The organism is Clostridium sp. 1001271st1 H5, from assembly GCF_005845215.1.
Lineage (GTDB): Bacteria > Bacillota > Clostridia > Lachnospirales > Lachnospiraceae > Enterocloster.
This window is the reverse complement of the sequence record NZ_SPHO01000002.1, coordinates 214,075-236,376: the sequence shown is the minus strand read 5'-3', so window position 1 is coordinate 236,376 and position 22,302 is coordinate 214,075. Positions and strand designations below refer to the sequence as shown.

The following is a 22,302-nucleotide window of genomic DNA, read 5'->3' as shown; positions in this document are numbered from 1 at the left end:
GGGGGATATTTTGCTTTGAACCGGGATGATTTGCAGCTTTTTATGACCATATTGGAAGAAAATAACCTTATAAAGGCAGCGGAGCAGCTCTATCTCTCTCCCTCTACAGCCGGGTCCAGGCTGAGGGCCATGGAGGAGGAGCTTGGCTACCCGCTTTTTGAACGCAGAAAGGGAGTCAGGTCCGCCCTTCCCACATCCAGGGGGCTGGCCTTTTCCCATGTTGCAGCCCAGATGCTGGCCCTTTGGAATGAAGCGGACCAGATAGGAGGCATGAGCGATTCCCCCTGCCTGACCATTGCCACGGTAGACAGCTTCCTGGACTACAACCTGACGCCATTTTACAGGGAACTTATTTCCCTCCACGGCTTTTCACTGGATATTAAGTGTTATCCCGCGGATATGATTTATTCCCTTGTCAGCAGCAAACAGGCCGATGTGGGATTTGCCCTCTATGACATCAGCACCCCCCATGTAAATGCAGCGCCTCTGTCAGAGGATGACATGGTGCTGGTCATTCCAGAAAGCTCCGGGCTGGTGCCTCCGGATATTTCCCCTGCATCACCGGTTCACCCTTCCTCACTTCCGCCCCACAGAGAGCTGCTGACCGGTTCTCCCGCCAACAGCAACATTGGATGGGGCCCCCAGTTCAAGCTGTGGCATGACCGGTATATCAGGCCCGGCAGCCGTCCCCTTGTGACAGCCACCAGTATTTCCATTCTCAATGATTTTCTGGAGGCAGAGGATTATTGGACCATCATGCCCTCCACCACTGCCATCGGATTAAAAAGGCAGTATCCCATACGGATACTGCCTCTGTCACCTGCGCCGCCCCGGCGCACGCTCTATATGCTGAAACACAATTCTCCTTCCAGAATATCGCTGGAAAACATGACTCTCTTTACAGAACTTCTGAAGGAGTATCTCCACAGGAAACAGGCTGCGGCAATTCAATCATAGCTGTTCTCCACAGTCTTTACCATCACATAGTTTACAAGTTTCTGTCCCTTCCGCTCCGCCTGCTGCTCCCTCACTGCCTTATATCCCCTTTTCTCAAAAAAGGGACGGGCCGTGATGGAGGCGTGGACTGTGAACCGCAGCGGGGAAGGAAACGGTTCCCCGCCGCCAGCCATATGCTTCTGGTTTTGCATCCATTGGTCCTTCTCCCACTGTTCCAGACAATCACATATGGCGGTGGCCACTCCCTGCCCCTGGTAATCCCGGTGCACATACAGACGGTCCAGGTAGCCGTTTCCGTCCATATCGCCGAAACCCACGATTCTCTCTCCGTCCACAGCCACAATGGTCTCATGCTCCGTAAACGACCGGTTCCAGGCCTCTATGTCCACATTTCCGTCTGCCCAGGCGTTTAACTGTGCTTGCGTGTAGTCCCGACTGTTTACTGAGTGGATTGTATCGTAAAACAGCCGGGCCATTTCCGGGCAGTCAAAACTGCGGTATTTTCTTAACTTCATGTTTGTCCGCCTTCTTTCACCAAATGGTTTACCCGTTCATTCAGCCCCGTCCCGGTACAGTACTAAATGCCGAATACATGTCTGCAAAATTCCAGCGCACCCTTTGCATCCCTGTCCAGTGCTTCCTCTGAAAGGTCCGGTACCATATCTCTCCATACCTTTATCTCAGAGCCAATGGTTCCTCCCTGCATAACAAACGGCTCCATAACAGCAGCTCCCTGATAATTTATATCCCGGAGCGCCTGTCCTATCTCCGCCCATGGCAGGCTGCCTTTCCCCGGCACCAGACGGTTCTGTTCTCCCAGATGAAGATGTCCCAGCCTGTCACCTGCTCTGCGGATTGCATCGGCCATATTGGTCTCTTCGATATTCATATGGAAGGTATCCAGCATAATCTTTACATGGCTGCTTCCAATCTCATCCACGAAGTCAACCGCCTCTTCACATGTATTGAGAATATAACCCTCGTAGCGGTTCAGCACCTCCATGCCGAGAACCACATCACATTCCTCTGCTGTCTTAGCCAGTTCCTTCAGATTTCTGACAGCCCTTGCCCGGTCTCCCTGCTTGTCATTATTGATGGTAAAATCCACCGGCCAGTAGGAGTACAGTCCGCCTCCCAGAATATGGATATCCATCAGCTGCAGCTTTGGAAGCAGGTCCTTAAAAAATGTCATGGCGCGCCTCACTGCCTCAGGATCTTCAGAACACAGGTTTTCCGCTTTGGTAGGTCCGTAGCCGGCCGTGAGAATCAGTCCCTTTTCCCTGGCATATTCCCGCAGTTCAATCAGCTGCTCCCTGGTTGTGTATACATCCCTGAGCGCTGCGCAGGAGATTTCCAGCACATCAAACCCCAATGCAGATACCTTATCCATGTACTTCTTATAGTCAGCAAACCATTCTTTTGTCCAATAAGCAAAATAAATACCGTATTTCATCCCATTACCTCCTCTTTAAAATACCTCAAACAAATGTTTAAAAAACATCTCTTTATCAACCTTCATGGCCACCTTATGGCGCCCGCCGGCATTTTTCTTCCAGTACGTAAATCCGGAGAGCAAAGGACTGTCTGTCTCTATGGACAAGTCTCCCTGCTCAAACACGCACACATCATCGTGAAACAGCGAAACGGCTGCCAATGGGTCGTGGAATGTCACCCTCTCTTCGTCCTTAAACCACTCCCTGGCTATGTCCAATACAGGTTCCAGAAGGGGGTGGCGGAACAGCCCTTCCGCCTCCTCAGGTTTCATTATCAGCTGACTGGTTACATTTAAACCGCATGTAATATGTTCCCGCACATCCGCCCCATAGACAATTTTTGTCGCATGGGGGTCAATCAACGCATTATTTTCAATTACGCCCTTGCTTCCCAAAACAATGACATCGCTTTTTTCCATTGCGCTCATTGTTTCTCCTGTATTGTCGTATCTGGTATACGTAGGCGAGCCGCACATAAGCACAATACGCTTAAGCAGCAGTGCAGCTTCAGGGTCCATTGCAAAAAGCAATCCCACATTGGTGAGGGGTGCAATGCATACCAGCGTAATCTCCCCTGGATTTCTCCGTATTACATCCTGCATGAATGCAACCGCCCGGTTGGCCGGAAACTCTTTTTGATGCTCCCATCTGCTGAGTACCTTTTTCTGAGGCGCATACAGCTCAATCTGGGGAACAAAAACAGGCGTTTCACATCCCGGATAAATGGGTATATCCGCCCTCCCTGCTATGCGGCACAATACGCTTGCCAGCCTTGCCCGCTCCGCCGCTTCTCCGGTAACCGTGGTGATTCCCATGATTTCCGCATCCGGATTGGCCAGAAGATATGCCAGAGTAATGGCATCATCCACCTCCGTGCCGATATCTGTGTCCAGTAATATCTTTTCTCTTCCCATATGTATTCTCCTTATGCTTCCCGAACCCGCATGTATCAAATCATGAACCGCTTATTGGCTATATACAGTTCCCTGAATATCCTGTACTGTTTTTCATAAATATCCACATGTTCCGGAATTGGCGCATATACCTTTTCACGGAAACTGACAAACCTGCGGGCCGCCTCCTCCACACTGCCGAATATCCCGCATCCCGTGCCTGCCAGAATACATGCGCCCAGGCAGGCCTGCTCGTCCACCTCGCATACTTTTACTTTTTTGTTAAATACATCCGCCTGAATCTGCAGCCACACATCGCTGTGGGAGCCTCCGCCCGAGGCAATGACTGTTTCGCACTGAATTCCCAGTTCCTCAAAAATAGTCAGTGAATCCCTGAGACTAAAGGTTACTCCCTCCATGACGGCCCGGGTCAGATAGCGTCTGTCCTGGCATAAGCTCAGCCCAAAGAACATTCCTTTTGCGCTGGGATTCATATGCGGAGTCCTTTCCCCGGACAGGTACGGGAGGAATATCAGGCCCTTGCAGCCTGGTTCTATCTCACGGGCCATATAGCTCATGCGGTTGAAGTCCTCTATATCCAGGATTTTATTCTTCAGCCAGTTTAAGGACATACCGCTGCACAGGGTGGCCCCGTATATGGTATATGCCTTATCCAGAGCATGGCAAAAGGTATGGGTCCTCAGCTTCCTGTCATACTTTGGTTCCTTTATATAGGCTGAAATCTGACCGCCGGTACCTATGTTGGAAATGACCTCCCCTTCCCTGAACACGCCATTGCCAATGCTCTGCGCCATCTGGTCCCCGCTGCCGTATACAACCGGAATGCCTTCCTTAAGCCCGCATTCCTCATGGCAATGCCCGGTGACTGTCCCGGCCACCTCCATGGACTCCCCGCAGGCCGGAAATATCTCCCTGGGAAGTCCGAATTTCTCAATGATGCCAAAGGCCCAGTTTCTGTTAGCTGTATCAAACAAAGCAGTGGCCGAAGCATCCGTCACATCCGAAGCAAGCCTGCCGGTCATCCTGAAACGGATATAATCCTTTGGCATCAGCACTGCCCCGGCTTTTAAAAGCACATCCGGCTCATGCTCCTTCAGCCACATAAGGGAGGGGAACGCAAAACCGGTAAATGCCCTGTTCCTGAATACCTCTCCCATCTCCCTGAAGCCCAGCACATGATTAATGGACTCCAGCTCTTTCCTGGAACGCTGGTCCAGCCAGAGGATGGCAGGGCGGAGGGGCTGCCCGTTACGGTCCACCACAACGATTCCATGCATCTGGCCTGAAAAACCCACTGCCTGAATCTCATTGAATTCCTGTCTGTTTTTATCCCTCAGACGTCCCAGGACCCGCTTTGTCTCCAGCCACCATGTCTCCGGATTCTGCTCCGCATATCCCTCCAATGGTATGGATACCTCATAAGGGCTGCTCTCCACTGATATTACACCCCTGCCGCTGTCCAGGAGCATTGCCTTTATACTTGATGTCCCCAAATCAATTCCCAGAATAACTGACATACTTCATCCTTTCCGGTGAAACATTAATCTTTCATCTTCTTGATATAGTCAATAAATACAGCTATGAGGACCACCACACCTTTTACCACATACTGCCAGGAGGAATCGATTCCCAGGATATTCATACCGTTGTTCAATACTCCGATTACAATACAGCCGATAATGGTCCCGCTAAGGCGGCCAACGCCTCCGCTCATGCTGGTGCCTCCCAATACAACGGCTGATATGGCATCCATCTCCGAGCCTTCTCCCACATTGAACTGTGCGGAAAAAGTACGGGCGGAACTCAGGATTCCCGCACAGGACGCAAAGATTCCCATAATCACAAATACCATCATGGTTACTCTTCTGGAATTAATGCCTGAATAGGAGGCTGCCTGCCGGTTATCCCCTACTGCATAGATATTCCTTCCGAATTTTGTCCGGTTGAGTATAAGACCTGAAATGACAATTACTACCAGCATATACACAAACTGGATAGGCACCCCTCCCAGAATTTTACCACTTCCAATAAAAGTAAACAATGGGTCATCCACTAATATTGTGGTTGCCTTGGTATATATACGGGCAAACCCCCTTCCTATGTTCATCATGGCCAGGGTCACAATAAAGGGAGGAATGGTGGTTCTGGATATAACAAATCCGTTAAACACGCCCACCAGGGTCCCTGCGCAGATGGAAACAGGGATGGCTATGATGGATGGAATGCCCACATTGGTAATCAGTCCGCAGCAAAGGCACCCGGATACTGCTATGACCGACCCAACCGAAAGGTCGATTCCGCCCAGTATAATTACCATGGTCATTCCGCATGCCAGAATCACATTGATGGATATCTGCCGCATGATATTGGAAAGGTTCCTCACCGTACAAAATGAGTCCGTCATAACACTGAGCAACAGACAAATGATGAAAAGGCCAATAATAATTCCGCCGTTATATTTAACTGTTGAAACCACATTCCTGCCAAAGCCAGGCAAAATGCTGTCATTTTTCTTTGCTTCCATTTTATCCTCCTGTTTCGAACTTAAGCGCCTATTTCTGTGGTAGCCAGAGTCATAATCCGCTCCTGGGTCAGTTCATCCCTGTTTAGTATGCCTGTACTGTATCCGTTGCACATGACCAGTACCCTGTCGCTCATATTGATAATCTCCGGGAGCTCCGAGGATACCATGATAATTGACATTCCGCCGGCAGCCAGCTGGTCGATAAGTGCATATATCTCAGATTTTGTCTTTACGTCAACACCTCTGGTAGGTTCATCCAGTATAAGCACGGACTTGGTGGAGCACAGCCATCTTCCGATTAAAACCTTTTGCTGGTTACCGCCGCTGAGCTTACCCACTACCTGTTCCGGCCCAGTGACCCGAATGTGCATGTCATTTATTTTGCCTTCAACGATGTCGTCTTCCGCCTGCCTGTTCCAGATAAAATGCTTGAGGAATCTGGGAATAACGTTGATGGTGGTGTTAAACCTGACACCGGACTGCAGGAATAACCCCTGTTCCTTCCTGCTCTCCGGAACCAGTCCGAATCCATTGGCCATGGCCTCCCTGGGATTCCTGAAATCCACTTCCCTGCCTTTAAACCGGACGGTCCCCCGGACCTTTCTTCTGATTCCGAAGAGGCATTCCACTGTCTCGCTTCTTCCCGCCCCCACCAGGCCGGACACTCCCAGGATTTCGCCCTTGTGCAGGTCAAAGCTTACCTTTTTCACCCGTTTGCCGTCAGACAAATCCTTTACCTCCAGGACCACCTCATCCTCTGCATTGTCATTCTTCGTATAATAGCTGGCCAAATCCCGTCCCACCATCATGGCGATAAGCTCAGACCTCTCCGTATCCTTCATCCTGACTGTTCCCACATGTTCCCCGTCCCGGAGCACCGTGGTCCTGTCAGCAATGTCATAGAGTTCATTCAGCCTGTGGGATATGTATATGATAGATACCTTTTGTTCCTTTAATATGCCAATCATACCGTAGAGAATATCCACCTCTGCGTCTGACAGCGAGGAAGTGGGCTCATCCATTACGATTATCCTTGAACCGAAGGACACGGCCCGTATGATTTCCACCATCTGCTGCTGGGCAATGGTCAGACGGTCCAGCCTTGTATCAGCCTTTAACTTTATGCCGTACTGGTCCAGGAATCTCTGAGTCTCAGTTTCCTGCCTGGCCAGGTCCACAAACCCTCCGGCTTTTTTCTGTTCCCTGCCCATGAATATATTTTCCGCTATGGTCATATGTCTGGCCAGCATCAGCTCCTGGTGGATGATACTGATGCCGTTAGCACGGGCATCTGCCACGCTGTGTATCTGGACTTCCCTGCCATTTATGAAAATACTGCCGGCATCCTTGGTGTAAATTCCGCCAAGAATTTTCATGAGAGTTGACTTTCCGGCACCGTTCTCTCCCAGAAGAGCATGGACCTCCCCTTCCTCTACCGTCAGGTCCACGTCCAGCAGCACCTTGTTGCCGGAAAAACTCTTTGCTATGTGTTTCATTTCCAAAACCGCGCTCACCATTGGCACCCCGCTCTCTTCGTACTATAAAATAAAGGGAGGCCGGCCCGAAGCGCTCCTCAGAACGCTCCGGGCCGATGCTGTACTGTCACGTTCCTGCCAATACAGCATCTAATGCCTCCTCCTGCTTACTGCCAGTCCGTCTTGTTATACTGCTCAATATTCTCAGGTGTTACAGCAAAGGATGGAATCTTAATCTCAGACTCATAAGATTCGCCATTTAAAATCTGATACGCAACCTCTGCACTCTTTTGTCCTATGCCGATTGGGCTCTGGGCAGCAGTACACTTCCAAATGCCGTCCACGCCGTCTTTTGTCATGGCTGCCTTTGCCTCAGGTCCTGCATTGACACTATAAATCTCAATCTTGTCGCCTGCTGTTGTGATGGCAGAATAGGCGCCCTGGGCACACTCGTCATTAATACAGAACACGGCCGTCAGGTCACTGTGGGCCTGCAGTAAATCCTGCATCACGGTCAGGCCTTTCTCAGGCTTTGCCCCTGCATCCATCTGGGCCACTACCTCGAATAAACCGTCGGCTGTCACTGTGTCCACAAATCCCTTGGCCCTGTCCGCTGCTGCTGCCGATGCAGGGAAATCCAATACAGCCACTTTTCCGCCTTCAGGATGATTCTTAACCAATTCCTCGCCTGCAATCTGACCGCAGGAATAGCTGTCGCTTACCACAAAGCAGTTCACCTTGGAAAGGTCGCTGACAGCTGAGTCGAAGTTTACAATGGGAATACCCGCATCATTAAGGGCCTTCACTGCTGCTGCCGATGCCGCTGCATCTGACGGGTTGTAGAACACCAGGTCGCATCCCTGCGAAATAAAATCTTCGATTACGCCCAGCTGGTAAGCACTGTCGGCTTTTCCTTCCACATGGACAACCTCGTCCCCGTTGGCCTTGACCACTTCCTCAACGCCGCCGTAACAGGCATCAAAGAAAGAACCGGCGCTCATCTCCGTAAAGCCAAATTTATATTGCTTTTTCTCTGCCTTTTCTGCTGTTTTTTCCGTTTCGGCCGCCCCTGCGTCCTCACTGGTTTTTTCTGCTGTGCTTTCTGCTGCCGGAGCTTCTGCGGCGGCAGCCGTGGTATCCTTGGCTGCAGAACCTCCGCATGCTGTCAGGCTGGCTGCCATCATGGCTGCAAGAACAACTGCTAATGTTTTCTTCATGACTTTTCCTCCTCCAAGATAATCATTTTTTGAATATATTCATTAATTGGATTAATTAATAAGTTGACTTTATATTACAACAAATTGAATGTTTTGTCAATAAGTTTTTAAAAATGCAGTATTTCATTTTCATTATTTGATATTTTGCACAAAAACAAGGCTGTGGTTTGTGCACTTTGACAAACCACAGCCTTGTAAATATGACTTTCTTTTGTATTGCCTTCTTATACCTGTCTCAATCGTTCTTTTGTCTGCTCTCAAAATAGGTTAAGGGATGATTGAAAATATCATTTATCGCCACAATGGCCGCCCCATGGGCCATGGAATCATTGCTCACCACACTCATGGTTATATCCATGTTGGCATAAATCTCCGGCAGCACCCTCTCCTTTACCCTGCTTTTAACCCTTTCCAGCATAACCGACGGAAGGATATGGGACATCTCATCTCCTATTACAATGACCGATGGATTGAAACTGTTGATAATATTTACGATTCCAACGGAAAGTTTATCACAGGCATCCAGGAAAATCTCCATAACCTCCTGGCTGCCGTCCTTTAAGAGCTGGGACACCTGCCGGAAATTATATTCCGTCTCAGGCTTTAGTACGCGGTTAACCTCCTTGGTAAAGGCAATGGAAGAGCAGTAATTCTCCAGACACCCGTAGTTGCCGCATGCGCATCTGGGACCATTGTAGCAGACCGAGGTGTGCCCCACCTCCCCTGCAACCCCGATGCAGCCCTTGAGCAGTTCACCGTTGTTGATGATACCGGCGCCCACGCCCTGGCCGACTGCAATATATACCACAACTCCGTTTTTATAGTCCTCATCATTATGCCAGTACTGGGCCAGGGCGCCTGCATTTGCATCCTGCTCCAGAAATACCGGTATTCTGAAAATGTCCCGAAGCTTTTCCTGAATCGGAATCTCATTCCATCCAAGGACGCCTGTCATCAGTTCAATACGCCCTCTTTTCTCACTGTAAGGGCCTGGTATGGCCATGCCTATGGCTATGATTTTCCTTGGTTCAGGCGACCTGATGAGCTTTCCGGCTGCATCGATTATGGCCTCAAAGGTTATCCTTGGAGGCTGGTTCACATCCAGCTCCACCCGCTTCTTATCCAGCAGATTCCCGGACAGGTTGAAAATTCCTACCGTATAATTTTTTCTGGCCAGCCTTATGGCCAAAACCCCAAAATCATCGTTATTAATGGAAATGCCTATGGACCTGCGTCCCTTATTCCCAACTAAAAAGCCGACCTCCTTCACCAGTCCCCAGTCAATAAAATCGCTGACAATGTTAGTCACTGTTGCCTGTTTTAACTGGGACAGATTGGCCAGATGGGCTCTTGCACAAATTCCTTCCTTCCTGAGAAGGTTAAGGAGCAGCGTCCGGTTCATGTCCTGTATATTCTCCTGATTAAAACCCCTTATGCTTCTGTTCATACACTCTCCCTATTCATTAATTGATTTTAATGAATTAATCCAATTAATATATTCATCATACGTTGCAATGAACGGATTGTCAAGACAAAAATAAGGAAGAGGGGGGATTTATGTCCCTCCTCTTCCTGCTGTTGCAGCCGTTGCTGCTGCAGATGATTTTTAAACAGCCCGCTTCTTCCTCATCCGGATTCCAATCAGTTCCTTCACATCCTCCAGCACATCCCTGTCCCTTACCTCAATCATCAGCCACCTTCCCCCATTAAACGGAGTGGTATCATGATACAACTGACGGACATACGCAGTACAGCCATTCAGCGCCAGCTCCGCCTCCGGGGCTTCCTTTGCCCCAATGGAAACCATGCAGATAAAATACCCTTCTTCCGGATACAATGTACAAACCGCCCTGGACCCCTTCTTATACTTTACATTCCATCCGCCCTGCATGGAACATCTGCTGTATTCAATCCTGGGGGAGAGATGAAAGGTTTCCTCCAGCCAGTCCAAAAGCTGCTGCCAGCAGGGATTGGCTATATACTCTCCGATTTGCTCCATATCCGGCTGCCTGTGAGCTGGGTACACCTCCATCCACGTCATTGCCGTACCTCCTTTTCATCACGCCCGCGCCTCTGCCTGCCCGGTGCGGTATACCGCTGTATCACACAACTGTCATTCCAGGATTATACCATCTATAACATGACATCTGCATGTCATGTTTTCCGGCATCCGGCAGATACGCCTATGACTCTGTCAGGGTCCGGCAGGCATCTGACCCCAGGCGCCTGACTCCATCTTCGGATATCACCATATCCATTATCTGGTCGTGGGGCTCCACCGGTATATCGTGGCGCATGACCCGTTCCCTGCATATGACAGCCTTCGCGGCCCGGGTCCTGTCCAGATAGCGGTCATAGTAACCGCCGCCGTACCCCAGACGCCTGCCGTCATGGCTGCATGACATGCACGGCACAATAGCCAGGCTGATTTCCTCCGGCTGTATGACCGGGGCATGGACCCCCGGTTCCAGGATGCCGTACTTTCCCGGCTCCAAATCCTGAAGGCTTCTGATTTCCCCCACCTCCATGACGCCTCTGGCAATGCACCGTGGAACACCCACCCGTTTCCCCAGTCTTAAAGCCTCCTCCAATATGGGGGCTGTATCTATCTCCCCGCTGGTTCCCACAAAGCAGAACAGGGTTCCCGCCTGCTCAAATTCCGGCAGACCGGTCACATACCGGAATATCCTGGTGTCCGCCTCCCTTGTATAACCCTCATCCAGTGCTGCAACCGCCTCTTTTATTTCATGACGCAGTGCTTTCTTCTGGTCCTCCGGTGTTTTAAACGCTTCTGAAGCCATGGATGTTTCCCCTCCCTGTCGTTATTTTCCTCATTGCCATTATATCCCTCAATGCCATTATATCCTTCATTGTCATTATTTCCCCCATTATACACTTCCCCGGATGTTAAGACAACCACCATGAAAGCCGCCGCCCGGAAAACAGCCTGAAAAACGTCCCGGGAAACAACCGTCCTCCCTGCCTTGTGTTTTTTCCTATTACCGGATACAATGGTATCAAACCGACATACCAATCACAGGAGGCTGCACATGAACATCAATCTTTCAACCCTGGTCACAGGCAGGGAGGTTTCACTTGAAGACATGCTGGACGCCAGGGAACACCGGCAGGATATCCAGAGAATGCTTCTGTCCCAATATCACCTGCCTGTAATCTCCTTTACCCTGAACATAGTAGGACCCGTCAAGGTTTTTCCCCTGGCTCTGCGGACCTTTCATGAGGGCATCCGTCTCATAGAAACCCAGTGCCATGCATGGAAAATCCCCATCCTTGCAACCCATACCGTCACATCCCATACAGGGCATGAGTATTTCTGGGTGGTAGACGGGGATGTACGGTTTGTGAAAGAAATCCTCTGTTTGTTAGAAGACTCTGTTGCTTTTGGCAGGCTGTTTGACATTGATGTGATTCAGACAGACGGTATGAAAATATCCAGGACAGACCTGGGTTTTTCCGGCCGGAAATGTCTTATCTGCAACCAGGATGCATTTGTGTGCAGCCGTGCCAGAACCCACTCCGTAAAGGAGCTTCTGGAACAGGAATGCAGGATTATGAGCAGCTATTTTGCTGAACAGCATGCCAAGAGGCTGTCCTCCCTGTCCATGCAGGCTCTTTTATATGAAGTCAGTGTCACTCCCAAGCCAGGGCTGGTGGACCGGAACAATACGGGAGCCCATAAGGATATGGACATCTTTACCTTTGAGGCCAGCGCTGTTTCTCTGAATCACTACTTTGAAAAATTTGCCCTGTGCGGCATTGAAAACGGACACGAACCATTTTCCCGCATCTTTTCCAGACTCCGTTCCCTGGGAATCCAGGCCGAGGAAACCATGTTCCGGGCCACCAACCAGGTAAACACACATAAGGGACTTATATTTTCCCTGGCCATCATGAACGGCTCCCTGGGATACATGTATGCCAACCATATTCCATACTCCCCGGATGCCCTTCTGGAGATAAACCAGAAGCTGGTGGCGGACGTGCTTGAGGATTTTAATCATGTGACTGCTGAAAACGCCCGTACAAACGGAGAACGGCTATACGCCCTGTACGGTATGAAAGGCGCAAGGGGCGAGGCCCTGTCCGGTTACCATACCGTACTTAAGGTAGCGCTTCCCGTACTGAAGCACCATGTGGGCAGGGGACTCTCCCTCAACGATGCGGGAGCCATGACCCTGTTGTACATCATGGCCTATTCTGAGGACACCAATATTGTCAACCGTTCCTCCTATGAGGCCATGAAGGAAATACAGGCCGCCCTTCGCGGCAAGCTAAACGACCCGGCATTTGCAGACGCAGACCCGATTCCTTATATCGAATCACTGGATGCGGAATTTATAAAATCCAACATAAGCCCCGGAGGCAGCGCCGACCTGCTGGCCCTTACCTTCTTCATTTACCTGTTTGAACACACAGGACTTTCTTCTATTTTATAGACCACATATCCCGCGTCCTTAACAGCCTGTTTAAGCTCATTGTTTTCATATTCCTGCTTCATCCGCACCAGGGCCTCGCCTTTTTCCAGGTCCGCCTGGGCCCATACTCCCTCCAGGCTGTTGAGGGCATTTTCCACATGGCTGGCGCAATTGCCGCAGGACATACCGTCCACCTTGAGAATCCGGGTATAAGGATAGTGGGATTTATCCTTATCCTTTACCTTGATTTTTTTCACCGATGGCTGGGAAGAAGAGCCGCAGCACCCGGAGGTAAGTTTTTTGGTGTAGCTCTTGATTCCGATGATTGCAATGACAATCAGGACTGTACATATAATGGCTGTTGACATAATTTCATCTCCCTTTTACTCATCTGCATTATTACCATTGTACCCATTTATCTGTTTATATGATAAGATTAGCATCCACTAACCAAAATGTCAATTCCTTCCTTATTTAATATTCTACCAATGCTTCTGAAGTCCTTCACCCCCGAAAACAAAAATGCCCTGAAAGCCTGCCTTTTATTATAAGGCTGCTTTCAGGACATCCAATTTTACTCTGCGGGCTCTGCACCCGCATATTCCTTATCTGTTTTTCCTAACACATAACTGTTTTCTGACTATTTTTCTTTCATCAGGGCCTTTACAAGGGCAGCCCCTGCAAACAGCATGATGAATATAAAGGGGAATGCCGCTGCAAGGGAAATGGTCTGAAGGGGTTTCAAACCTCCTGCAATCAGAAGGCCAACAGCCAGAAGAGACTGTACCACGCCCCACAGCACCTTTCTTCCATTCTTCGGATTCAGGTCACCCTTGGATGAGAACATGGCAAGCACAAAGGTACCGGAGTTTGCCGAGGTAATGAAAAATGTGCATAACAGCACTAGAGATACCACGCACAGAATCATTCCCAGAGGGTACTTGCCCATAACAATGAACAGTCCTGTCTCAGGCTTGCTTGCGATATCCGCAATCTGTGCAACGGAAAGTGTGCCGTCCATACCCAGATGCAGTCCCAGGCTTCCCATAATGGCAAACCAGAGAATGGAACCCAGGGCCGGTGCCAGCACCACGCCTGCGATGAATTCCCGAATGGTCCTGCCCTTGGAGATACGTGCAATGAAGGAACCCACAAATGGAGCCCATGCAATCCACCATGCCCAGTAGAACACTCTCCATGCTCCCACCCAGGTATTGTCGCCGTAATTGTTAATCATAAGGCTGTCTCCAAAGAAGTTCTGCAGATACTGTCCCAGCCCGTTTGTCAGGTTGTTAAGAATCTCAAGCTTTGGCCCTACCAGGAATGTAACGATAATCAGGCCAATGGCAATATATAAGTTAGCGTCGGAAATAATCTTGATGCCGCGGCTGATGCCGTCAACAGCAGACCATATATAGATAACGCTTATTACCGCTATGATAATGATTTGAATCACCAGGGTCGTAGGAATGCCGAACAGGTAATTAAGGCCTGCATTAATCTGCATAACGCCCAGTCCAAGGGAGGTAACAACGCCTGCTACCGTGGCGAACACTGCCAGTACGTCGATGGTCTTTCCAACCCATCCGTTGATTCCCTTTTCACCGATAAGGGGTTCAAAAATGGAGCTGATAAGTCCTGGTTTTCCCTTGCGGAACTGGAAATAGGCAAGACCCAGTCCGATGATACAATAGTTAGCCCACGGATGCAGCCCCCAGTGCATGTAGCTGGACCGTATGGCAAAATTTGCGGCTGCTTCCGTACCAGCCTCTATTCCCGGAATGGGATTTGAAAAATGTGCCAGCGGTTCAGAGATTCCCCAGAATACCAGTCCCACACCCATACCGGCGCCAAACAACATGGCAAACCAGGATATGGTGGAATATTCAGGCTTGGAATCATCTGGTCCAAGTTTAATCTTTCCCCATTTGCTGAACGCAATGGCAATGGAGAAAATAACAAATGCGGTCATGGCCATGAGATAAAGCCAGCCAAAGTTATTGGTCAGAAATGAATATGCAGCATTTGATACAACTGTAAAATTGGCATTAAAGGCAACCGCCCATATTGCCATGATAATGGTTATCACTAATGAAACCACGAATACCTGATTTTTGTCTTTCATATAGGCCCTCTCCTTCTCCTAAAAGCATGCGGACAGCCGGCAAAATGATTCTGGACAGCCAGACAAAAGCTTCAAGCAAACAAATTGCCGCCTGACAGGCCCCCCTGTCAGGCGGCACACAAAGCCACTCATCACTCATGGCATACAGAACCCTATTTCGTACCGGCCTGTATCCTAGATTCCTACTTTGAAAATGGTCTGCTTTTTAATATCCGTAGCCAGCGCATCCAGTGCTGCTTCCACTCTGGAGCGGCGGAGCAGATGCTGTTCCTCCTTGGAGGTTGACGGATTTCCAAGAGGATATGGAATGGATATGGTTGGAACCATACGGTTTACGCCAACCGTCTGGGCAACCGGAAGAAGGTTACACATAAGTACAACAGGGAATCCTGCGCGCTCAAATTCTTTTACCATCGTTGACCCGCAACGAGTACAGGTCCCTCAGGTGGAGACCATGATAACGGCATCCACATGGTCCTCCTTCAGAAGCGGTATGATTTCCTTAGCCATTCTTCTGGCTTCTCCCTGTGTGGTTCCGGTTCCTACGGTTGAATAGAAATAGTCGTGGAGAGAACCATATTTGCCTTCATTCAGGAATTCTTTCATAACATCCACAGGCATGATGACATTGGGGTCTGCATTGGCAGCAGCCGGGTCAAAGCCGGCGTGGATTGTCTTAAACTCGCCGCTCTCTAAGCGGTCCATCTTGGAGATGTCATATCTGCCCCAGCGTGTTGCGGACGCGGACTGAATCCTGTCCGGATTGTCCACAGGAACAATACCGCCGGTGTTGGCCAGCGCAATCCTGGCATGTTTTAAATCCTTAAGAGCCGGTGCAATGGGAACCAAATCCTTCTTGGGAATAATCAGCTCAGACTGGTACGGCTGTCCGGATGCCTTGGCAATCAGCATATCCACTGCACGGTCAGCAGCAGTCACGCCGTCCCCGCGCCATACCTGATGGCGGATGCCTCTTGCATAATATCCATCTGCATCCGGTCCTTCCGGTGCCTGGCCCTTTAACAGCTTATCCGCCAGCTTTACCATAGCGCCTGCATCCTTCTTCATGCTGGCTGCAGAATGGCTTCCTATCATGACATACATTTCTTTCTTAAACATCTCAACACCAGGGTTCTCTGCGTGCATGGATGTGATAACCGGTACGCCGAACTTGGCGGCAACCGCCTTTCCAATCTCGCCGCAGGCAACGCCGTAACGGCCGGCCTGGAAGGCTGGTCCGGCCAGGAAAAGGTCAAACTCCCTGCCCTCTAATGCAGTCAGAATCCTTTCAATGGCTTCATCCCTGTGTGTGCTCATAAAGTTGTCACCGCAGATGATGGTTGTGGTGACCTGGGCGTCAAGCTCTGCCAGCATCTGGTTGATAGCTGCTGTAGGTCCCATGACGCCGTCTCTGATTTCCGGTTCAAAATCAGCCTTGTCTTCGCCGCCAATGCCTGCGAAGAACTGGTTGATATAACAGATAACGTTCTTCATAACGAAACTCCTTTCACTGATTTTCCTTAAAATTCCCTGACAGTCTTGGTGGACCAGCCGATAATCTGGTCTCCGCAGAACATGGCGTTATTTTCCATGATGATGGAGCCATCCGGTCTCACTGACGGTCCTAAAATCTCATCCCCGGCCCAGCCGCCTGACAGGCCGTCCCTGGCAAGGGCTTCCAGCTCGCCGATTACCTCAGGCATTGGCGGAAGTTCAATCAATTCAGAAACATTACCGGTAGATACAATGGCATCTTCCTTCTCATCCATGGAAACCAGCGGGTCGGACTTGCCGTCACGGCCTGTACACTCGTTTGTAAGACCTACGGTCTTAACGCCGGCATCTTCCAGCGCAACGATGCAGCCTGTAAAGTCAGCATCCGGATTGCCGTAGCCTTCCTCTGTCACCAGGGCTGCGTCTGCTCCCAGGGATTTTGCAATCTGTGCCACAAATAATGCGGAACGCTCCTTCTGCTCCAGGGCAACATTCAGGTTTGACATGATAACGCCCAGGAAATTAAGGGTTTTGCCGTGTTCCTTGTACAGTCTCTTGATGACAGGACAGTTCTGGAAATCATAGGTAGCCCACTTGGAAGAGCATGGCATAAAGCTTCCGGATATCATGGCTCCGTCCAATACCTCATTGGGATTCATAAAGGTGGGAAGCATGTGGTTGCAGTCCCATCCATAGCAGAGGTCGTTGTAGCCCATCTCCTCCATCTGGGACTGCGGCTGCATCACGTATACAACGGATGGAAGCTTCTCAGTCTCAGGCGCCCTCTTAATGACCGGCTCCAGCTCGTAGCTTTCAACCTCTTCCGGCTCCATATCCTTTACGCAGGAACCAATGTATTCAGCAAGTTTGTGAACAGCTTCCCTGATGGCCCTGTTCTTCTTCTGCTGCTCCCGTTTCTCAAAATCCTCATCTGTATCCGCAACCAGCACCAGATTCTTAAGTTGGGAGAAATATGTATATTTAGCGCCTTCCCCTCCCATGTCAATGAGCCCGTCCTGGAAACCTCCCCAGTGTCTGCCCACAGCCAAAAGGCTCATATCCTTCAGACAGTGTGTCCTTCCATTTCCAGCCTGTGACAGCGGTCCTGTATAACCTGGGAACAATGCGTCCCCGTTTACCTTTACCCTGCACTCCACTGCCTCTTTAACAGGTACCAGCCTCACCATATCGCCAGGCTTTACAATTCTTAAATCTGCCTCCGTAATGTGCGGGTCTTTCTTGACAAAGGCAAGGCAATCCTCTTTGTCTACCGTAAGGACACCATTCTCATACTTGGTCTTGTCACCAAAAACGATATCCTTTACATAAAAATTACCGAGTTCCAGTTTCATAAATGAACTGCTCCTTTCTTATAGAAATTTTCTATAGTTCCGGCTATTAACAGTTAATATTTTAACATTAACTGCCCGGTTTGCAAGCCTTTTTGTGCATTTTGACGATTTTCAGAACATTGTTGGATAATACCATGGTAACTTTATGCATCATGTAAGAGTCTCAATTGTCTGAATCCATTCCTGTTTAATCTCAAAACATACCCCTAATTCGTCCGCCGGGGAGTTGGGCTCCAGCTCAAACACCCGGTCCCAGCTGGCTATGATTCTCTTTTTCAGCATGGGATAATAGTTGCCCAACGCCTCTGTCACAAGGGCCATTTCATTCTCAATCCCATACCGCTTCAGCTCCTCGTTAAAGGCGCGCTCGTCCTCCAGATTTAACGGCACATACATATAATTGACCCGGAACCCCCAGGCATACTCGGAGATGACGCGGACCTTGTCCTCCGGTATCCTGAGCGTGAAGCACACGGTGTCCTCCGTGTTCCTCAATCTGTATTCGTCATGCATGGACAGCCATATGGGAAATGAGCAGCCCTCCGGAACATCAATCCTCTCCCTGCACCGTTCAGCAAACCACCGGTAAAGTTTCAGGTAGTACTCTGAAATAGAGTCATTCTTCATCCTGATATATTCCTCCTTCACCCGGTAGGACCCTGTTTTCTCCAATTCCTCCAGGACCTTTCCGGACTGCCTGGTGTAAACCGTGTAAAAACCGTTCTCTGTTTTTTTGCTCATATCAATCCCTCCTGTTTGGCATTTTATATTTACTATTTTCTCATGAAGCTTCTGAGTGCGTCTGAAAATTACATTCTTCTGAGTGCATCTGAAAATCACGTTCCAACATCCGGGCAGAAATAAATTTTGAACACGCTCCGGCTCCATAAAAAATGAGCCGCGGAAATCACTTCTGACGGCCGCGGCAATTCATTTTATTTCTGGTGGTTTTCTATCTGGCATTTGCCATATAATCATGGCCCAGGGTGTCGCTGGCATATATGCCTACAATAACTTCCACATCGCGCTTAAACTCCTGGACCTTATCCTCAATCGCTTCCGGCTCCAGGCCATAATCCAGGATGTCCTTCAGGTACCCCTTATACAAAAGGCAGACCATACGGTTCATCTTCACGGCATTCTCCTCCGTAATCACGCCTGCCTGCGCGCAGCGCTCCGCCATGACCATATCACGCTCAAACAGGTCCGTGGATTGAAGCATAACCTGAAGATAGGGGCTGACTATGTTGATTCGCTCCGGAAACATGTCATAATACTCACGGATGGCCGTGGTCAGGTTCCGGCTGGCGGAACTGAAAAAAATGATATCAAAGGCCTGGGGATAGCGGAAGGCAATGCGGCAGTAGCATTCCCATATGCCAATGTGCATGTCCCAGATATCATGCCACTCCTTTTCGTGGATGTTCAGCTCCTCCAGGTACTCGTCCAGATACCCCAGGTTGGCATAATAAAGCAGCTCCTCCACATTCTCAAAATACCGGTACATGCTGGTGGTACTGCACTGGAATTCCTTGGCCATCCTTCGTATGGAAATGGCCTCGGTCCCCTCATCCCGGATGATTTCCAAAGCCCTTTCTATGTAAACTTTTCGGTTTAAATCCTTAAAATATTTTCTCCTCACTCGTTCATTTTCCACTAAAACCATCCCTTTCTTCTGAAGCTGAATGAGAATTTATCCCCACCACATCCTCCTGCCTGAGCTGCCACACAGCAGCTCCCAGATTGATTTGTTCCGTATTGTCTATATCAAATATGCGGTCCCAGCTCTTCCTGATTTCCGACTTCAGGTACGGATAAAAGGCCGACTGAAAAACTTCCCAGTATGTAGACACTCCCATCCGGTTCATTTTCTGTTCAAACCTGGCTTCGTCCTCCTGACTCTTACCCACATAGGAAAGATTCAGTACCTTCTGCCACTTTTCACGGTCAAACAGAACAACCCGCTCCCTGGGAACGGACAGCTCCAGCAGATAACTGTCCTGGGACAAATATACCCAGTTCGGGTCAAAAAAAAGCCAGACAGGAGACTCCGCTCCATCAGGCGGTTCCACCATGAGCCTGGCCCTCTGTTTAAAAAAGCCGTACGCCTCCTTAAACACCCAGGCGCTCTCCTCATACTTTTTGTCAATAAACTCCATTTTAACCTGTGAAAATCCATTCTCCCTGATACAATCAAGGACTGCATCTGTCTGGGCTGTCCACAAATGCAGCATGGAACCCGGGCTGAATCCGTCTTCCATACCATCCCTCAGCATATTATCCCTCCATAGGCATATTCATGACTTAAAGTTATACTTTCAGTGTACATTGTTTTATAATATTTGTCAAAAAGAAAACGAAAGCCCTTCCAATCTTTGTCCAATGTTCTATCATATGACCTGGTTTCATACAGTGTAACAGGAGGTGCATATGAATACTTCACTAACAACTGCCGGGATTCTGTCCGTAGCCCTGATGGGGACGCTTCTCCATTTCACCTACCGCTGGTCCGGCTGCAATTCCCTTATCGGCCTCATTTCCCCTGTCAATGAATCTGTTTGGGAACATATGAAACTGCTGTTTTTCCCAATGCTCCTGTTTGGACTATGGAGCCTGAAGGGTGTGACCGACCCCTGCCGCACATCTGCATTTCATGCCGGACTGCTCATGGGAACCCTCCTGATACCAGTCCTGTTTTACTCCTATACAAAATTGCTGGGGCGTAACTTTCTTGTGTTGGATATAGCCTTATTTTACAGTTCCGTGATTGCTGCATTTCTCATATACCGCAGGCTGTCGGGAAACTGCCTTTTGGGAAAATACAGTCACGTAACATCCATGGCCGTGTTCCTTCTGCTGCTTTGTTTTCTGCTGTTTACCTATTTTCCTCCTGGTTTTTCTATTTTTCAGAGTCCGGAAAAATGATGGCAGGAACAGTCGGATTGACGTGTGATATACTGCGCAGATAAGTAAATTTCCATAAAGTAATGCCCGTCCCGCCATGCTGTATCATCTCTAAGTACAGTATGGCGGGCGGGCATTGTTCTTCTGATATGAACCCTTTAAACGGTTTAAACTGCTGCAGTTTTCTTACCGGACCGGCTCGTAATCCATAGCAGATTCCTGGTCAGTAGACTCCAGTTTGAATATAACAGGCCGCAGTCCATCATTGCAGCTGCATATGGCGACTCCCGGTTTTCTAATCCAATCACCATAATAGAACAGCTCACTTCCAGCGCCATGGGCCAGGGCAAACACATATTGGTAAATGGCCTTCCATGCCTCATCACAAAGCCCTTCAGGCTTTGCATAGTCCGCATAAAATACCTGTCCTGCTTTCATCATGGGACAGGCTGTCAGGCCCTCTGCCCCGTATTCCAGGGCCAGTTCTTTGTCCAGGGTGGTTTTTAAAACAGTTATCTTTACTTTCTTCATATTCTGAACCTCCTTTTGTCAATGGGTTATGTTTAAAAACTAATCATTTGGTTCCTTGATTCTGATTAAATCCACCTGGTTTCCGCCGGCCAGCTGTTCCGCCATGTTTTTCACACCTAAAATCTCTGTGTTGGTATGGCTTCCTACAAAGAGATTCATCCCGCAAAACCTGGCATATTGCTGTGAATACAGAGCATATTCCCCTGTGACATATGTATCACATCCCAGCTCCACCGCTGCCTTCATATCACCGGTCATGTTTCCCCCGCCCGCAGCAACAGCAATCCGCCGGATTGGCCTGTCATTGTTCCGATTGCAGCGCACACTTTCCTGCAATATCTCAGTAAGCGTTACTGCAAAAGAATCAAAATCCATGGGTATTATTTCACCCACAATTCCCCCATAATACAACTCCCTGTACGGCATTACTTTTTTACAATTTCTCATTCCCAAGGCTTTCGCCAGCGATGCACTTGTGCCAAAGTCTGCATCATCTAATGGTGCGTGAAAAAAGGCATGGGTGATACCGGATGTTTGAAGCATTTCGTTGCACTGCGCCTTAAGTCCATATATGAATTCCCATGAATCATGGTGTGTGAGAAGGAAATCCACCTCTTCTTCCTCCGCTTTTTCTATGATTTCATTTGTTAGATTGGTGGCATATCCGATGCGCCTTATATCTCTTTCTGTCTCATTATAAAAGCCCCATTCTTCCGGAAGAGAACGCAGTTTTTCGGGGTCAAACATATTTATCAACCGCTCTTTCAGGTGTCTATAATCCATTATTTTTTCCACTTCTCCCTCTGAGTTTAATCAACTTTTTTCGTATTTTTCTCTTGCCTCCCGCTTCCTTTATTGCCCTGATTTTATGTATTTTAAC

At 49.1% G+C, this 22,302-nt stretch carries 22 protein-coding genes; 3 read left to right on the top strand and 19 right to left on the bottom strand.

Going from position 1 to position 22,302, the window contains the following annotated elements:
- The first annotated feature begins 15 nt into the window (after positions 1-15).
- Positions 16-957 carry a LysR family transcriptional regulator gene (locus FGS84_RS04330; protein ID WP_138306449.1) on the top strand — a complete coding sequence of 314 codons (942 nt, stop codon included), beginning with the start codon at positions 16-18 and terminating at the stop codon, positions 955-957.
- Here FGS84_RS04330 and FGS84_RS04325 read toward each other — a convergent pair.
- The 10 genes from FGS84_RS04325 to FGS84_RS04280 all read right to left on the bottom strand — a co-directional run bounded on the left by FGS84_RS04325 (position 948) and on the right by FGS84_RS04280 (position 11,381).
- Entirely contained in the window at positions 948-1,472 is a 525-nt protein-coding gene (locus tag FGS84_RS04325) for a GNAT family N-acetyltransferase (RefSeq protein WP_138306448.1), read from the bottom strand. The genes FGS84_RS04330 and FGS84_RS04325 overlap by 10 nt on opposite strands.
- 62 nt (positions 1,473-1,534) lie before the next feature.
- Positions 1,535-2,410: a sugar phosphate isomerase/epimerase family protein gene (locus FGS84_RS04320; RefSeq protein ID WP_138306447.1), complete on the bottom strand. Its 876-nt coding sequence runs from the start codon at positions 2,408-2,410 to the stop codon at positions 1,535-1,537.
- A 15-nt stretch (positions 2,411-2,425) separates the two neighbouring features.
- Positions 2,426-3,364, bottom strand: coding sequence for a nucleoside hydrolase (locus FGS84_RS04315; protein ID WP_138306446.1), 939 nt, complete (start codon positions 3,362-3,364; stop codon positions 2,426-2,428).
- Positions 3,365-3,399: 35 nt separating this feature from the next.
- Positions 3,400-4,881, bottom strand: coding sequence for a xylulokinase (gene xylB / locus FGS84_RS04310; RefSeq protein WP_138306445.1), 1,482 nt, complete (start codon positions 4,879-4,881; stop codon positions 3,400-3,402).
- A 23-nt stretch (positions 4,882-4,904) separates the two neighbouring features.
- Positions 4,905-5,888, bottom strand: a complete 984-nt coding sequence (locus FGS84_RS04305; RefSeq protein ID WP_138306444.1) for an ABC transporter permease — start codon at positions 5,886-5,888, stop codon at positions 4,905-4,907.
- Positions 5,889-5,908: 20 nt separating this feature from the next.
- Positions 5,909-7,384 (bottom strand): sugar ABC transporter ATP-binding protein, encoded by a 1,476-nt coding sequence (locus FGS84_RS04300; protein ID WP_347563784.1) that lies wholly within the window; start codon positions 7,382-7,384, stop codon positions 5,909-5,911.
- A 146-nt stretch (positions 7,385-7,530) separates the two neighbouring features.
- Positions 7,531-8,580, bottom strand: a complete 1,050-nt coding sequence (locus FGS84_RS04295) for a substrate-binding domain-containing protein (protein ID WP_138306443.1) — start codon at positions 8,578-8,580, stop codon at positions 7,531-7,533.
- 235 nt (positions 8,581-8,815) lie between these two features.
- Complete coding sequence (locus FGS84_RS04290; RefSeq protein WP_138306442.1) at positions 8,816-10,027, bottom strand: ROK family protein; 1,212 nt, start codon at positions 10,025-10,027, stop codon at positions 8,816-8,818.
- 159 nt (positions 10,028-10,186) lie between these two features.
- A complete protein-coding gene (locus FGS84_RS04285; RefSeq protein ID WP_138306441.1) occupies positions 10,187-10,621 on the bottom strand; it encodes a DUF3788 domain-containing protein in 435 nt (144 codons plus the stop codon).
- 142 nt (positions 10,622-10,763) lie between these two features.
- Complete coding sequence (locus FGS84_RS04280; RefSeq protein ID WP_138306440.1) at positions 10,764-11,381, bottom strand: 5-formyltetrahydrofolate cyclo-ligase; 618 nt, start codon at positions 11,379-11,381, stop codon at positions 10,764-10,766.
- A gap of 249 nt (positions 11,382-11,630) precedes the next feature.
- Between FGS84_RS04280 and citG the strand changes: the two genes are divergently transcribed.
- Positions 11,631-13,037 (top strand): triphosphoribosyl-dephospho-CoA synthase CitG, encoded by a 1,407-nt coding sequence (gene citG, locus FGS84_RS04275; protein WP_138306439.1) that lies wholly within the window; start codon positions 11,631-11,633, stop codon positions 13,035-13,037.
- Here citG and FGS84_RS04270 read toward each other — a convergent pair.
- The 7 genes from FGS84_RS04270 to FGS84_RS04240 form a co-directional block, all read right to left on the bottom strand.
- On the bottom strand, positions 12,998-13,384 hold the full coding sequence (locus FGS84_RS04270; RefSeq protein WP_138306438.1) for a heavy-metal-associated domain-containing protein: 387 nt from the start codon (positions 13,382-13,384) through the stop codon (positions 12,998-13,000). The genes citG and FGS84_RS04270 overlap by 40 nt on opposite strands.
- Before the next feature lie 272 nt (positions 13,385-13,656).
- Positions 13,657-15,141, bottom strand: coding sequence for a BCCT family transporter (locus tag FGS84_RS04265; protein ID WP_138306437.1), 1,485 nt, complete (start codon positions 15,139-15,141; stop codon positions 13,657-13,659).
- Positions 15,142-15,315: 174 nt separating this feature from the next.
- On the bottom strand, positions 15,316-16,635 hold the full coding sequence (locus FGS84_RS04260) for a glycine/betaine/sarcosine/D-proline family reductase selenoprotein B (RefSeq protein ID WP_138306436.1): 1,320 nt from the start codon (positions 16,633-16,635) through the stop codon (positions 15,316-15,318).
- A 26-nt stretch (positions 16,636-16,661) separates the two neighbouring features.
- Entirely contained in the window at positions 16,662-17,987 is a 1,326-nt protein-coding gene (locus tag FGS84_RS04255) for a glycine/sarcosine/betaine reductase component B subunit (protein WP_138306435.1), read from the bottom strand.
- Between the two features lie 150 nt (positions 17,988-18,137).
- Complete coding sequence (locus FGS84_RS04250; RefSeq protein ID WP_138306434.1) at positions 18,138-18,728, bottom strand: DUF3841 domain-containing protein; 591 nt, start codon at positions 18,726-18,728, stop codon at positions 18,138-18,140.
- A gap of 211 nt (positions 18,729-18,939) precedes the next feature.
- Positions 18,940-19,653: a TetR/AcrR family transcriptional regulator gene (locus FGS84_RS04245; RefSeq protein ID WP_138306433.1), complete on the bottom strand. Its 714-nt coding sequence runs from the start codon at positions 19,651-19,653 to the stop codon at positions 18,940-18,942.
- The gene (locus FGS84_RS04240) at positions 19,634-20,263 is read right to left on the bottom strand and encodes a DUF3841 domain-containing protein (protein WP_138306432.1); all 630 of its coding nucleotides are present in this window, start codon (positions 20,261-20,263) and stop codon (positions 19,634-19,636) included. Before FGS84_RS04240 ends, FGS84_RS04245 begins: the two co-directional genes overlap by 20 nt.
- Before the next feature lie 154 nt (positions 20,264-20,417).
- On the opposite strand from FGS84_RS04240, the gene FGS84_RS04235 reads away from it, so the two are divergent.
- Entirely contained in the window at positions 20,418-20,912 is a 495-nt protein-coding gene (locus tag FGS84_RS04235; protein WP_138306431.1) for a DUF6512 family protein, read from the top strand.
- A gap of 165 nt (positions 20,913-21,077) precedes the next feature.
- On the opposite strand, the gene FGS84_RS04230 is transcribed toward FGS84_RS04235, so the two are convergent.
- Positions 21,078-21,422, bottom strand: a complete 345-nt coding sequence (locus FGS84_RS04230; RefSeq protein WP_138306430.1) for a TIGR04076 family protein — start codon at positions 21,420-21,422, stop codon at positions 21,078-21,080.
- Between the two features lie 39 nt (positions 21,423-21,461).
- On the bottom strand, positions 21,462-22,205 hold the full coding sequence (locus FGS84_RS04225; RefSeq protein WP_138306429.1) for a Nif3-like dinuclear metal center hexameric protein: 744 nt from the start codon (positions 22,203-22,205) through the stop codon (positions 21,462-21,464).
- Positions 22,206-22,302 lie beyond the last annotated feature (97 nt).

Excerpts from the sequence above, each read along its gene's own strand:
- FGS84_RS04325 (WP_138306448.1), bottom strand. The coding sequence starts at position 1,472 with ATGAAGTTAAGAAAATACCGCAGTTTTGACTGCCCGGAAATGGCCCGG.
- FGS84_RS04320 (WP_138306447.1), bottom strand. The coding sequence starts at position 2,410 with ATGAAATACGGTATTTATTTTGCTTATTGGACAAAAGAATGGTTTGCT.
- FGS84_RS04315 (WP_138306446.1), bottom strand. The coding sequence starts at position 3,364 with ATGGGAAGAGAAAAGATATTACTGGACACAGATATCGGCACGGAGGTG.
- xylB (WP_138306445.1), bottom strand. The coding sequence starts at position 4,881 with ATGTCAGTTATTCTGGGAATTGATTTGGGGACATCAAGTATAAAGGCA.
- FGS84_RS04305 (WP_138306444.1), bottom strand. The coding sequence starts at position 5,888 with ATGGAAGCAAAGAAAAATGACAGCATTTTGCCTGGCTTTGGCAGGAAT.
- FGS84_RS04300 (WP_347563784.1), bottom strand. The coding sequence starts at position 7,384 with ATGAAACACATAGCAAAGAGTTTTTCCGGCAACAAGGTGCTGCTGGAC.
- FGS84_RS04295 (WP_138306443.1), bottom strand. The coding sequence starts at position 8,580 with ATGAAGAAAACATTAGCAGTTGTTCTTGCAGCCATGATGGCAGCCAGC.
- FGS84_RS04290 (WP_138306442.1), bottom strand. The coding sequence starts at position 10,027 with ATGAACAGAAGCATAAGGGGTTTTAATCAGGAGAATATACAGGACATG.
- FGS84_RS04285 (WP_138306441.1), bottom strand. The coding sequence starts at position 10,621 with ATGACGTGGATGGAGGTGTACCCAGCTCACAGGCAGCCGGATATGGAG.
- FGS84_RS04280 (WP_138306440.1), bottom strand. The coding sequence starts at position 11,381 with ATGGCTTCAGAAGCGTTTAAAACACCGGAGGACCAGAAGAAAGCACTG.
- citG (WP_138306439.1), top strand. The coding sequence starts at position 11,631 with ATGAACATCAATCTTTCAACCCTGGTCACAGGCAGGGAGGTTTCACTT.
- FGS84_RS04270 (WP_138306438.1), bottom strand. The coding sequence starts at position 13,384 with ATGTCAACAGCCATTATATGTACAGTCCTGATTGTCATTGCAATCATC.
- FGS84_RS04265 (WP_138306437.1), bottom strand. The coding sequence starts at position 15,141 with ATGAAAGACAAAAATCAGGTATTCGTGGTTTCATTAGTGATAACCATT.
- FGS84_RS04255 (WP_138306435.1), bottom strand. The coding sequence starts at position 17,987 with ATGAAACTGGAACTCGGTAATTTTTATGTAAAGGATATCGTTTTTGGT.
- FGS84_RS04250 (WP_138306434.1), bottom strand. The coding sequence starts at position 18,728 with ATGAGCAAAAAAACAGAGAACGGTTTTTACACGGTTTACACCAGGCAG.
- FGS84_RS04245 (WP_138306433.1), bottom strand. The coding sequence starts at position 19,653 with ATGGTTTTAGTGGAAAATGAACGAGTGAGGAGAAAATATTTTAAGGAT.
- FGS84_RS04240 (WP_138306432.1), bottom strand. The coding sequence starts at position 20,263 with ATGCTGAGGGATGGTATGGAAGACGGATTCAGCCCGGGTTCCATGCTG.
- FGS84_RS04235 (WP_138306431.1), top strand. The coding sequence starts at position 20,418 with ATGAATACTTCACTAACAACTGCCGGGATTCTGTCCGTAGCCCTGATG.
- FGS84_RS04230 (WP_138306430.1), bottom strand. The coding sequence starts at position 21,422 with ATGAAGAAAGTAAAGATAACTGTTTTAAAAACCACCCTGGACAAAGAA.
- FGS84_RS04225 (WP_138306429.1), bottom strand. The coding sequence starts at position 22,205 with ATGGATTATAGACACCTGAAAGAGCGGTTGATAAATATGTTTGACCCC.